At 50.2% G+C, this 13706-nt stretch carries 10 protein-coding genes; all 10 read left to right on the forward strand.

All coding sequences use genetic code 11. The annotated features are described in order from the left end of the window. Positions 1-19 precede the first annotated feature (19 nt). Positions 20-1909 (forward strand): N-acyl-D-amino-acid deacylase family protein, encoded by a 1890-nt coding sequence (locus WG31_RS07195; RefSeq protein WP_063354080.1) that lies wholly within the window; start codon positions 20-22, stop codon positions 1907-1909. A 218-nt stretch (positions 1910-2127) separates the two neighbouring features. Further along, complete coding sequence (locus WG31_RS07200; protein ID WP_063354081.1) at positions 2128-3117, forward strand: ABC transporter substrate-binding protein; 990 nt, start codon at positions 2128-2130, stop codon at positions 3115-3117. Between the two features lie 20 nt (positions 3118-3137). Continuing rightward, entirely contained in the window at positions 3138-4100 is a 963-nt protein-coding gene (locus WG31_RS07205) for an ABC transporter permease (protein WP_063354082.1), read from the forward strand. Continuing rightward, positions 4100-5014, forward strand: a complete 915-nt coding sequence (locus WG31_RS07210) for an ABC transporter ATP-binding protein (RefSeq protein ID WP_063354083.1) — start codon at positions 4100-4102, stop codon at positions 5012-5014. Before WG31_RS07205 ends, WG31_RS07210 begins: the two co-directional genes overlap by 1 nt. A gap of 11 nt (positions 5015-5025) precedes the next feature. Next, positions 5026-5505 (forward strand): CopG family ribbon-helix-helix protein, encoded by a 480-nt coding sequence (locus tag WG31_RS07215; protein ID WP_006115504.1) that lies wholly within the window; start codon positions 5026-5028, stop codon positions 5503-5505. Positions 5506-5546: 41 nt separating this feature from the next. Then, a complete protein-coding gene (locus WG31_RS07220) occupies positions 5547-6350 on the forward strand; it encodes an urea amidolyase associated protein UAAP1 (protein WP_063354084.1) in 804 nt (267 codons plus the stop codon). Between the two features lie 16 nt (positions 6351-6366). Next, a complete protein-coding gene (locus tag WG31_RS07225) occupies positions 6367-7011 on the forward strand; it encodes an urea amidolyase associated protein UAAP2 (protein WP_063354085.1) in 645 nt (214 codons plus the stop codon). Positions 7012-7029: 18 nt separating this feature from the next. Further along, on the forward strand, positions 7030-10569 hold the full coding sequence (locus WG31_RS07230; RefSeq protein ID WP_063354086.1) for a 5-oxoprolinase/urea amidolyase family protein: 3540 nt from the start codon (positions 7030-7032) through the stop codon (positions 10567-10569). 40 nt (positions 10570-10609) lie between these two features. Continuing rightward, a complete protein-coding gene (gene atzF, locus WG31_RS07235; RefSeq protein ID WP_063354087.1) occupies positions 10610-12412 on the forward strand; it encodes an allophanate hydrolase in 1803 nt (600 codons plus the stop codon). 177 nt (positions 12413-12589) lie between these two features. After that, on the forward strand, positions 12590-13558 hold the full coding sequence (locus WG31_RS07240; protein ID WP_063354088.1) for an alpha/beta hydrolase: 969 nt from the start codon (positions 12590-12592) through the stop codon (positions 13556-13558). Positions 13559-13706 lie beyond the last annotated feature (148 nt).

Consider the following 13706-nt stretch of genomic DNA (forward strand, 5'->3'; position numbering starts at 1 on the left):
GCCGCTTTCGGAGATATATATGGTTGATATTATTTGCCGAAACAGCATTTTGTTCGATGGCCGTGGAAAATCTCCCGTCATTGCAGACGTTGCCATAACCGATGGCAAAATTACTGCAATCGGTACCCATCTTGAAGCCATACACGGTGCTATCGAGATGGAATGTCAGGGTTTGTGGTTAATGCCAGGATTACTGGATATTCATACACATCTTGATCTGGAAATCGAACTTGCCCCTGAATTGCCGGAAGTAGTACGCCACGGAACCACAACTGTTGTTATAAGCAATTGCTCCATTGGCGTGACGTATGGTCATCAGCGCCGCAATGGTGAAGACCCTATTGTTGATTGCTTCGCAAGGGTTGAGAATATGCCAAAGTCTGTTCTAAGCCGGGTTGCGGATGCCTGCTCATGGTCAGATTCACAAGGTTATCTTCACCATCTGGAAAGCCTGCCACTGGGGCCTAATGTGGTGCCGCTCATACCTCATTCCATGCTCAGGATTGAAGTTATGGGGTTAACCGCATCTATCAGCAGAGAGCCAACAAAGCAGGAGCTTGCCCAAATGGCGCAACTTCTGGAAGCTGGTATGTCTCAAGGTTATGCTGGTTTCTCAACCGATGCACTGCCTTTTCATTTCCTTGCCAACACACCAAACAAAAAGAAAAAAATCCCGACCCAATATGCGCGCTTTCCAGAATTATCCCGGCTTACAAATATTGTAAGACGTTATAATCGCGTTTGGCAGGCCACTCCCCCCAAAGACGATATTTTTGCCGCAGTACGCAGTTTTATGCTGACCAGCGGGCGCCTTTACAAACAACCGCTTAAAACAACAGTATTGGCAGCGATTGACCTACAGACCAATCGTTCCGCCATGTACCTTTGCCTTCTACTATCTTTCATTCTGAATTCCCCAATGCTGAAAGGAAATTTACGTTTTCAGGTTTTATCATCATCATTTCGTATCTGGAGTGATGGTGCCATCAATCCGATAGCGGATGAAGTGCCAGAGTTTCGGGTTCTCAACGAACTGGAACTTGATGACCGTCAAGGACGTGGCCACATTCTCAATGCCCCCGCATGGGTCAAAGCATTCCGAAAAATGTGGCTTAAGGGAAAAAACGGTTGGTCTCTTGCCAGAATGTTGCGGAGGCTCCGTTTGGAGGATGTTGTGCTAACTCGGCAACTCAATGACATGATTGTAGCAGAATGCCCACTGACCGATTGGGTTGGAGAAGCGCTGGAAGCCCCTTATCGCAGGCTTCTCAAGTATCAATCTTCAAATGGTCATGATGTTTTTCAGCATGATGAAGAAACGGAATTTTTCGCAAGCTTTCCAAACCCAATCAAAGATGATGCAGCATTTTTCCTCCATTTGCTGCGGGCATGGGATACAGATTTGCGTTGGGAAACAACTTTTGCAAACCGTAATGCCAAAACACTCAGAAAGCTCCTGTTTCACAATCAAACCCTACCGGGTTTTAATGACAGTGGCGCACATCTTGCCAATATTGGTTTTTATGACGGAAACCTGCGTGCATTAAAAATTGCACAGCAAGAAGGATTGCAGCAGGTTTCTTGCATGGTTCATCGCCTGACAGAACTTCCTGCAAAATTTTTCGGAATCAATGCAGGATTGGTGTGCCTCGGTGCACAAGCTGATCTTTGTATTATTGACCCTGTCGCTCTTGCACAATGGAACCCAGAAAAAACCTACCACTTCATGTACCGCCCTGAATTCGGATGCAGGCAAATTGTTAATCGTCCAGATGCCGTTGTACGGAGCGTTATTATCGGCGGGAAAGTAGCATGGGATAACGGCACGTATTCAGAAGAATTCGGGAAAACTGCATACGGACGGGTAATCAGGGCAAAAGACCATGCACAGAAAGGAGGATCTAGGTAACTATTTGATTATGTAGTATTTATTCAGGAATTTTCTTTCTAGAACTGATACTGACAGCAGTTCTGAGCATGTGGCTAAGAAAAAATAAATAAAATCAATACGTTAGTGCATATAAAAAAATAGTTCCGGATTAGGAACATTTTTATGTTGCAACCAAAGCAGATACGCTAGAGAATGAGTAATACGATTTTACATATTCGTATTACTGGAGTTCTCACATGCATCTGCTCTCGCCTCTCCGGAAAGCTCTCTTGGCTGGTGTTTGTGCTGCGGCAACTTTTGTCTCGGCCTCCGCATCTGCTGCAACACTGAAAGTTGGTTATAGCGACTGGCCCGGTTGGGTTGCATGGCAAGTTGCCATTGATAAAGGCTGGCTGAAGGAAGCTGGCGTGGATGCCGACTTCCAGTGGTTTGATTACAGTGCCTCTCTGGATGCCTTTTCTGCACACAAGCTTGATGCTGTTATGGCAACAAATGGTGATGCACTGGTAACAGGCGCAAATGGCCACAAGGGAGAGATGATCCTTGTAACAGACTATTCCGATGGCAATGATATGGTGGTGGCCCAGCCGGGAATTACCGATATGCAGGGCCTTAAGGGCAAATCTGTTGCGGTTGAAGAAGGATTGGTAGATCATCTCCTTTTGCTCAAAGGTTTGGAAAAAGCCGGTATGAGCGAGAAAGATGTCAAGCTAGTTAATACCAAAACCAATGAAACCCCTCAGGTTCTGGCTTCTGGCGAAGTTGCAGCCGTGGCTGCTTGGCAGCCTAATGCAGGCCAAGCCTTACATATGGTGCCCGGAGCGCGCCCGGTGTTTACATCGCATGAAGTGCCCGGACTGATTTATGATACTATCGTTGTTGATCCACAGTCCTTGCATGATAACCGCAATCAATGGCAGCGGTTGGTTGGTGTATGGGATCGTGTTGTTACTTACATTCAGGATCCCAAAACGCAGCCTGATGCCCTACGCATTATGGCAACCCGCACTGGGGTTTCTTCAAACACTTACAAACGCTTCCTAAAAGGCACGCATCTTCTGACACTTTCAGATGATAAAACTGTCTTTACAAAAAAGGATGGTTTGGACTCTCTCTACGGTTCTTCTGCCATCTCTGATGCCTTCAATGTACGTTACGGCGTGTATAAGACGCCGCAAAATGTGGGCAGCTACATTGATCCATCCTTTGTAAACGCCGTGAAATAAGGCTGAGGTAGGAGACCGCGATGCAAGGCCTTGCCGCCTCATGGAGATTGTATGGCCGGACAGACCGAACGGCACGTGGAGTGTTCGGTATTTTGGCGGTTCTCCTACCTTTACTAACATGGAGTGCTGTAAGCTACCTGCCTTTTATATGGCATCCGCAGGTGCTCATCACTGATCCCGGTGGAGAAGATTATCTTGAATCCGGCATGAGGATGAAGCGCGCAGACTTCAACCGCGCTGTGGATGAGATGCGAGCAAAACAACTGCCCGCTCCACAAGGAATTGCAACAAACCCTGTTTATTTCCCATCCCCTGGAGAAGTGCTGTCAGCCTTCGTGCATGCGTTTACCTCTGCGGCTCCAACTGGTGCAGAGCATTCCATCACGCAGGCTTTCGGGCACAGTATTCGGATTATTTTCTGGGGTTTTGTTATCTCGTCACTCATCGGGGTGCCGTTGGGTGTGTTGTGTGGCGCTTTGCCAGCCATGGCGCGCCTTATTGAGCCATCGGTAGATTTTTTTCGCTACCTGCCTGCCCCTGCCTTTGGCGCACTCGCTGTTGCTATTCTTGGTATTTATGATGCGCCCAAGATTGCTATTATTGTTATTGGCACGCTGTTCCAGCAAATACTTGTTATTGCCAACACAACCCGCAAACTGGATTTTGCCCTTATTGAGGCGGCACGCACACTTGGTGCACGCGGATTAAGACTGCTTTTTCGTGTGGTGATACCGGGGATTATGCCTGATCTGTACCGTGATCAACGCATCCTGCTGGGTTGGGCTTGGACGTATTTGATCGTAGCGGAGCTGATTGGCACATCATCTGGTATTACGTGGTTTATTACACAACAAGCCCGCTACCAGCATTTTGATAATGTGTACGCGGCTATGGCTCTTATCGGAATTGTCGGGCTGGGTACAGATATGGTTCTGGGCCTGCTGGCACGTAAGTTCTTTACATGGAAAAGGGAGAATGCCTGATGACCCAAAATTCTCTCCCTGACTATCGCATTTTACCGCCAGATGTGGCTGAACGCATGGCGCACATCAAACAGCGTGAATGTGTATTGAAAATTGACCATGTTGGAAAAGTATTCACCCAAAAGCGTAACCAGACCATAGCGCTGGAAGACATCAATTTAGACATCCATCGGCGTGAATTTGTATGTGTTGTTGGCCCATCCGGTTGCGGTAAATCTACACTTATCCGCATTCTTGCCGGGCTGGAAGACACGACCACAGGGCGTATCCTTGTGGATGGAAAACCAGTAAATGGCCCCGGCCCTGATCGCGGCATGGTGTTTCAGAAATACACGCTCTTTCCATGGATGGATGTGTGCCGCAATGTAATGTTTGGCATTGAAATGGGCGGAACTTCCAAGGCGGAAGCGCGCCGAGAAGCCATGCAATGGCTCCAGATTGTGGGGCTGGAACAATTTGCATCTTCTTTCCCGCATCAGCTTTCAGGCGGCATGCAACAACGCGTTGCCATTGTGCGCGCATTAGCTGCACGCCCACGCGTGCTGCTGATGGATGAATCCTTCAGCGCACTGGATGCCCAGACACGCCTGAAAATGCAGAATTATCTGATGGAGATCTGGCGCAAAATAGACATTACCATTGTGTTTATCACCCATGATCTGGATGAAGCCATTTATCTGGCAGACCGGATACTTGTGCTTAAGCCACGTCCGGGCCGGGTAGAGGAAGTTATCGAAGTACCGCTTTCCCGCCCCCGCCGGGCTACACAGATGACCTCAGACGAATTCCTCGCGACAAAAGCCCATCTGGAGGCACTCATTCGCTCCTTTGGTGATAACACCGAGGAAACGGATGAAGGAGCGGAAGATTTCAACATCCCCCTCCTCACCCTCGTAACAGATAAGGCGGAATAGGACGAACACTCATGAGCAGCCGGGAAACAAAAGAACAGGTCAGCCGTATCAGCGTTTCTCTGCCACCGGGGATCTTGCACGAACTGGATGCCATGGTGGCCGAAAAAGGTTATGCTAGTCGTTCACAAGCCATACAGAACATCCTGCATCAGGAGCTTATGGCATCACGGAAAGACTGCGCTGAGGAGTTGATGGCTGGTGTCATCATTCTCTTTTACAACAACGCCGCAACGGGTCTTTCCCAAAAACTGGCTGAACTGCAATACGAAAATCTGGCTGAGGTTATCAGCTCCCTGCATGTCAACCTTGTGCGCCGTCAGACACTTGAGGTGCTTCTGGTGCAAGGGCAGGTCAAAAAGCTTCAGGAGATTGCAGATCAGTTTATGACGCAATCTGGGGTTATTTCGGGAAAACTCCATCTTATTGCGTCTCTTATTCCGCCTGTTCATGAAAAAGGCCGTCCCCCACAGCTCGACACTGTGCCGTGCTGAATATCATTTTTTCAATTCACTCCACAACACAGGAGCGTTCCATGCAGATAGATCAACAGACCCCCGAATGGTATCGCGCCCGCTACAACCAGCTTCGCGATCAAGCATTGCTCAAGGAAAATAGTGCACGCCCGGCTGCTGCGCCTATTGAAATGGCAGAAGGCAGCGTTCTGCACCGTGAAACCATACCGGGAGGTTGGTACTGGAGCACACTTTTACCACGTGGGCAGGCGCTGCGGCTGATCAATACCCATGGCAATAATGGTGTTTCCGTAGGCATTTGGAACGCAGATGATCATAGTGAACGTTACAACGCGGGTGACACCATCAAACTGCAATGGACCACATGCCTGACAACAGGGCGTGTTCTGTTCTCTGATATGGGGCGTGTACTTGCTTCCATTATCAATGATTCCTGCGGCTTTAGTGATACACTCATGGGTGGCAGCACGCCGCAAAGCAATGCGCGCAATTTTGGTAATGCGGGCTTGCGTAATACCCGGAACAATCTGCGCTTGATTGCTGGCAAGCATGATATGGCCCAGCATGATGTTACATCCTGCATCAGTTTTTTCTCTCATATCAGCACGCAAGCAGATGGCAGCTTCCGCTGGGTTGAAGGCGATGTACAGCCGGGGGACTATGTAGATCTGCGTGCAGAAATGAATCTGCTTGTTGCTGTCTCCAACTGTCCGCACCCGTTGGCACCAGATAAAACCTTTGCCCCTGCCCCAATTGATGCCGTGCGCTGGCAAGCTCCTGCTTTTAAGCCAGATGATCTTTGCCGGACATTTTGCGAAGAAGCCCGCCGTGGCTTCGAAAACACAGATCCCCTCTTTGCCTGATCCAGGAACCAGACCCATGCCAGAATATGATATCAGCAAAGTTTTCTCTGCCATCACTCTAGATCAGGTTGTGCCTGCCCGCGTGCCGTGGTCTGGCGTTGTGCGCAAGGGGCAGGTTTTGCGCATTATTGACCTTGAAAGCCAGCAGGCGGTGGATGCCTTGTTCTATAATGCACATGCTTATTACGAACGTTACAGCGCGCAAGATACTCTTCTGAATCAGGGATCTGCCTATATTGGTAAAGGTGGACGCCTGTTTTCTAACGAAGGCAATGTGCTCATGACAGTTGTGGAAGATACTTGCGGGCGCCATGATACGCTGGCCGGTGCCTGTAGCTGTGAATCCAATACTGTACGCTTTGGGCACGAAACAAAATATATGCATGCATGCCGTGAAAACTTCCTTCTGGAAGTAGAAAAATACGGCATGGGCAAGCGTGATATCGTCAATAATGTCAATTTCTTCATGAATGTTCCCATTATGCAAAATGGTGAACTGGTTATTGACGATGGGCTTTCCATCCCCGGTGGTTTTGTTGATTTGCGTGCCGAAATGGATACGCTTGTTGTGCTGTCAAACTGCCCACAGGTCAACAATCCCTGCAACGGTTTCACACCCACGCCTATCCGCGTGGTTATTGGTGACCCCGCTTCTATTTGACACACCGAAAGATTAGCTATGTTCACTAAGGTTCTCATTGCCAATCGTGGAGAAATTGTCCGGCGTGTCAGTCGCACACTCCAGCGCATGAACATCGCTTCTGTAGCGGTATGCTCGGAAGCAGATCGCTTTACGCCCCCTGTTCTGGAAGCAGATGAAGCCGTGCTGATTGGCCCGGCTGCAGTAACAGATAGTTATCTGAACATGGATGCTATTCTGGATGCCTGTTCCAATACGGGCGCACAGGCTGTTCATCCCGGTTATGGGTTCCTTAGCGAACGTGCAGAATTTGCTGAAAAACTGGCCGAACGCGGTATTCGCTTCATGGGGCCACGCCCTGAACATATGCGTATGTTCGGCCTTAAGCATACAGCGCGTGAGCTAGCCAAACAGAACAACGTGCCGCTCCTGCCCGGTTCTGATATCCTGAACTCAGCCGATGAAGCCGCAATTGAAGCCGCGCGTATTGGTTACCCCGTCATGCTTAAAAGTACGGCAGGTGGTGGCGGCATTGGCATGCAAGTGTGCCATAACGAAACAGAATTGCGAGATTGCTTTGCTGCGGTCTCTCGTATGGGCGGCAATAATTTTGGCGATGCACGTGTTTTTCTTGAAAAATTCATTGCCTGCGCCCGCCACGTTGAAGTGCAAATTTTTGGGGATGGAAAAGGCAATATTCTCACGCTAGGTGAGCGCGATTGTTCCCTGCAGCGCCGCAACCAGAAGGTTATTGAAGAAACCCCGGCCCCCGGCCTTTCAGATACAACCCGCCAAGGCCTGCGTGAAGCAGCCCGTGCATTAGGTTCTGCCGTTGCATATGAATCCGCTGGCACGGTGGAGTTTATCTACGACACCGAAAGTAGCGAGTTCTATTTTCTTGAAGTAAACACCCGGCTACAGGTTGAGCACTGCGTTACCGAAGAGGTATTTGGCATAGACCTTGTGGAATGGATGGTACGCCAAGCAGATGGCAGTCTGATCTTACCACCGCAGGACAGCCTTATTCCGCAAGGCGTGGCAGTGGAAGCGCGTGTTTATGCTGAAAATCCTGCCGAAAATTTCCGTCCCTCAACTGGTCGCCTTACCGAGGTAAGTTTTGCACCAAACGTGCGGGTAGATGGATGGATAGAAACCGGCACCGAAGTAACCCCTTACTACGATCCAATGCTGGCAAAAGTTATTGCGCACGGGGCTACGCGAGAAGATGCCTTCCATAAACTTCATGAGGCTCTTTCTCGCTCCCGCATAGGGGGGCTGGAAAGCAACCTAGATTACTTACGTGCCATTACATCGGCTCCTGCCGTAATTGAGGGACGTGTATTCACAGGTCTTCTCAATAACTTTGCCTATATGCCAACGACTATTGAAGTTATCTCTCCGGGTTTGCAATCTACCGTGCAGGACTGGCCCGGGCGCATTGGATACTGGGATGTAGGTGTGCCCCCCAGCGGCCCTATGGATGATCGCAACTTTCGGCTGGCTAATCGCATTGTTGGCAATGCGGATGGTATAGCGGCTTTGGAGTTCACCGTTTCTGGCCCGGTTCTTCGCTTTAACGCTCCTGCCACCATTGGTCTTTCTGGGGCATTTATGCCTGCCACACTGGATGGCCAAGAGGTGCCTTACTGGGAACCTGTTGCGGTCAAGGCCGGTCAGATTTTAGCTTTGGGGCAGATTAAGGGGGCTGGCCATCGCACTTACCTTGCCATTCGGGGGGGTATTGATGCACCGCTTTATCTGGGGTCTTGCGCCACATTCATGCTTGGGCAGTTTGGCGGCCATGCTACTGGCCAATTGCGTACGGGTGATGTTTTACGCCTTGCGGCCCCACAGGCAGATGCGCCCCCCACAACCACCATTGCGCAGGAAGATCGCCCCGAGCTAACCCGCATGTGGGAACTGGGCGTGCTATACGGCCCACATGGTGCGCCAGATTTCTTCCGAGATGAAGATATTGCAGAGCTATTTTCCAGCGAATATGAAGTGCACTTCAACAGCGCACGCACTGGTGTTCGGCTGATTGGGCCGAAACCACGCTGGGCACGCACAGATGGCGGTGAAGCTGGGCTGCACCCCTCCAACATTCATGACAATGCCTATGCCATTGGCGCAATCGATTTTACAGGGGACATGCCCATCCTGCTGGGGCCGGACGGCCCCAGTTTGGGTGGCTTTGTGTGCCCAGCCGTGCTTGTGCGTGATGAATTGTGGAAAATGGGGCAGTTGCATCCCGGAGACAAAGTGCGTTTCCGCCGCGTGCAGCCCCAACCGCTGAACGTGGATTTTCTGCCAGCTCCCATTATGGGTGACAGCCCTATTCTCTTTCGTTCGGAAGGCGAAATCCCAGTTGTGTACCGCCGTGCGGGTGAAAACTATCTGCTGCTCGAATTCGGCCCGCCAGAACTGGATGTTACATTGCGGCTGCGTGCACAACTCGTGCTGGAACGTCTGAAAGCCGAGGCCATAAAGGGTATTATAGACCTTACGCCCGGTATTCGCTCCCTACAGGTGCATTACAATCCTGATGTCATTCCTCTTTCCACTCTGCTGGAAACCCTGCATGGCATTGAGCAAGCTCTGCCTTCAGGCGATGATGACATTGTGGTGCCAAGCCGTATCGTGCATCTGCCCGTATCATGGGATGATGAGCAGGCACGCTTGGCCATGCAGCGTTATCAGGAGCTTGTACGGCCAAATGCGCCATGGTGCCCTTCTAACATTGAGTTCATACGGCGTATTAACGGCCTTCCTTCTATTGAGTCTGTAAAGAACATCATCTTCAGCGCCTCATATCTTGTTATGGGGTTAGGCGATGTTTATCTGGGCGCCCCTGTCGCCACCCCTATTGATCCGCGCCATCGGCTTGTAACCACCAAATACAACCCCGCCCGTACATGGACACCAGATAACGTGGTGGGTATTGGCGGAAGCTATATGTGCATCTATGGCATGGAAGGCCCTGGTGGTTATCAGCTATTTGGTCGTACCACGCAGGTTTGGAATACATGGCGTACAACAGATGTGTTTCATGAAGGTACGCCGTGGCTTTTAAGATTTTTTGATCAGATCCGTTTCTATCCTGTCTCGCATGATGAGCTGATGGAAGCGCGTGCTGCTTTTCCGTATGGCCGTTTTTCCGTCAAGATTGAGGAAACACAGTTCAGCCTGAAGGAATATCGCGCTTTTCTTGAAAGCAATAAGAAAGAAATTGCCGCTGCCCAAGCCCGGCAACAAGCCGCCTTTGAAGCTGAACGGCAAGACTGGATTGCGAAGGGCCTTGATACATTCGAGGAAGAAACGAATGATAATCAGGCTGATGAATCTATCCTACCCGAAGGCCATATGGGGGTGGATAGCCCCGTACCCGGCAACGTATGGCAACTGCCTGTAAACGTGGGGGACCACGTTAAGGTAGGCGATACAGTCGCCATTATTGAATCCATGAAAACGGAAATGAAGATTTCCTCCCCAGCCACTGGTGTTGTGACTGAAATTCTCTGCCGCAAAGGGCGCGAAGTGCGAGGTGGTGAACGCATTATGGTTGTCCGCACAAGCTGATTTTTTATGCTCATCCAACGCTGATAGAACAGGAAAAAACATGACCCTGCCCAATATGTTGCAGATCACCCCGCTGCTTTCCGCCTATCGCGCCGGAACGCTTACGCCTATCAACATGGTGCATGAAGTTATTGCACGTATTGATGCCTATACCACCCAAGATCCGGCTGTGTGGATCAGCCGGGTTCCAACAGAAAAGCTCTTGGCCCGCGCTGCTGAATTGGAAAGACAAACTGCCGCTGATCTTCCGCTTTACGGTATTCCGTTTGCTGTAAAAGATAATATTGACGTTGCAGGTTTGCCCACAACCGCTGCATGCCCGGCCTTTGCCTACACGCCCCAAGAAAGCGCTGAGGTTGTACAGCGTTTGGAAGCTGCAGGCGCTCTTGTTATTGGCAAAACCAACCTTGACCAGTTTGCAACTGGCCTTGTTGGAATGCGCTCACCTTATGGCCAACCACATTGTGTGTTTAACCCTGACTATGTTTCTGGCGGTTCAAGTTCTGGGTCTGCTGTTGCTGTTTCCGCTGGGTTGGTATCATTCGCACTTGGCACAGATACGGCGGGTTCGGGCCGCGTGCCGGCTGCATTTAACAATATTGTTGGGCTTAAACCATCACGAGGTGTGCTCAGCACATACGGCCTTGTTTATGCCTGTGAATCTCTAGATTGTATCTCAGTTTTTGCAGGTTCAACGGGTGATGCGTGGGATGTTGAGCAGATTGCCGCTGCACCAGATGCACGCGCACCCTACTCGCGTGCACAAGATACCCGGCCATTGCCCCTTACAACCTTTCGGTTCGGGGTTCTGAAACAAGAAGATCGGTTTTTTGATGGTAACGCGGCAAATGCTGCGCTCTATGCCCATGCCATTCATCTGCTCGAACAGATGGGCGGTACGCCCGTTGAATTGGATTTTGCGCCCCTAAAGGAAACCGCAGCCCTGCTCTATAACGGCCCCTTTGTGGTGGAAAGATTAGCCGCGATAAAGGATTTTTACAGCACGCATCGTCAGGATATGGACCCAACAGTTGGCGCCATTATTTATGGTGCCCAAAAATATACAGCCACAGATGTGTTTGAGGGCATTTATCGCCAACACAGCCTCCAGCAAATAGCACAACGCATGTGGGCTGACTTTGACATCATGCTGCTGCCAACGGCACCACGTATTGTTACAAAGCAGGAGGTTATTGAGCAACCCATTGCAGCCAATAGTTTGCTGGGGGCTTATACCAATTTTGTAAATCTGCTTGATATGGCAGCTTGTGCTGTACCTGCCGGTTTTGCGCCAGATGGCCTTCCTTTTGGGGTAACATTCATTGCCCCGGCCTTCACCGATCAGGATTTGGCTAAATTGGCTGGGCGTTTTCATGATGCTTTAAATGAAGCTATTGGAGCAACACGCACGGATAAACCCGTATCAAAAAAAGCCGATGATACTGCGGCCCATGATCGTGTGCTTCTGGCTGTGGTTGGAGCGCATCTCAAAGGCTTTCCCCTGCACTGGCAGCTTGAGCAGGAACATGCTGTTTTACGGAGTACCACACGCACGGCCCCAGATTATCGCCTGTTTGCCCTGCCCGATGCCACGCCACCCAAGCCGGGCCTTGTGCGCGAACGGGGCTTTAAGGGTAATGGGCTGGAAGTGGAGGTTTACGAGCTTGATGCAGCAGGCTTTGGGCGCTTTGTAGCTTCTGTTCCACAACCCATGTCCATCGGTCGGATTACGTTAGAGAATGGGAAAGAGGTTTGCGGCTTTCTCTGTAGCGAAGCTGCGGCCCGTAGTGGTGTCGATATTACGGAAACAGGTGGCTGGCGGTATTATATGCAGACGCGGTAAACGACACTTAAAGTCTCATCTTCAAGGCAAGTATATTATGAGGTGCTGCCTGCTTTAGTGGAGGGCTTTCGTTATCCAAAAGTCTCGATAATTCACATTATTGTAGGGCCATTGTGATCTTGAGTAACTGCCCTTTATGATGACTGTTGTTCTTGAGAGAAATGGAGAGTTCACCCAATGACTACCCTCGGTTTAGTCGATGCCGAACAGCGCAACATGGTGGCTTCATTTCCGGCCTTCGATCCTGAACAGGATGATTTGATGGCATTCCGCCGCGACTTGGTGGAAGGAACAACAGCTCTTTTAAATTCCAGATCAGTTCAATATGAGGAGCGGTTGGTTCCCGGCCCTGATGACGCTCCTGATGACGCTCCTGATGACGCTCCTGATGTTCGTATCATCTTGTTTCACCCACCTAAATCCAAAAGAACAACGTCTGCTATTCTCTATGTTCATGGTGGCGGGATGATTGCAGGTACGCCCGACATGCAGGCTGGCACGCTGGGCCGACTGGCATCTGAAACAGGCACCTTGATTGTCTCGGTTGATTATCGGCTTGCACCCGAAGCGCCTTTCCCTGGTGGCCTGGAAGACGTTTATGCTGCCCTTATATGGCTGCATGACTGTGCGGAAGAAATGGGGATTGATCCCGATCGTATCATGGTTATGGGCGATAGTGGTGGAGGTTGCCTAGCTGCCGCCACAGCCCTTCTGGCGCGTGATCGTGGCAAGGTGAAATTACACGCCCAAGTTTTAATTTACCCAATGCTTGATTTGCGCACAGGTGGCGCAGATGCACCTTCTGATGATCCTACAACTGGAGAATTTGTCTGGACACGCGCCCAAAACCAACACGCATGGTCTGCCGTGCGTGGAAAGCTGGCGGCTGATGATCCGCGGTTTGGCTATTTATCACCCGCCTTCATGCCCGATCTCTCTGGATTGCCAGCAACATTCATTATCACGGGTGCACTGGATCTGTTTCGTGATGAAGATATAACTTTTGCGCATCGCCTATGGAAAGCGGCCGTGCCAACAGAACTTATCGTTTATGCAAACGCAGTGCATGCCTTTGATCTGCTACCTTCTTCCCTTGGCGAACGTGTGCGCCATGATGTGTTAGAAGCTGTGCGTCGCCTGCTCTAATGCGCACATATCTGTTATTTTGGTTTTAGAATTAGGGATAATTAGTAAAAGGAACATTCTTCCATCACTTGCAAATCTGTTACCAATTACGGACACTCCTCTTTCTCATGAAACACGCATAACTTTGTCATAATACGATAGAGAGTTG

Source organism: Acetobacter oryzifermentans, from assembly GCF_001628715.1.
Classification (GTDB): domain Bacteria; phylum Pseudomonadota; class Alphaproteobacteria; order Acetobacterales; family Acetobacteraceae; genus Acetobacter; species Acetobacter oryzifermentans.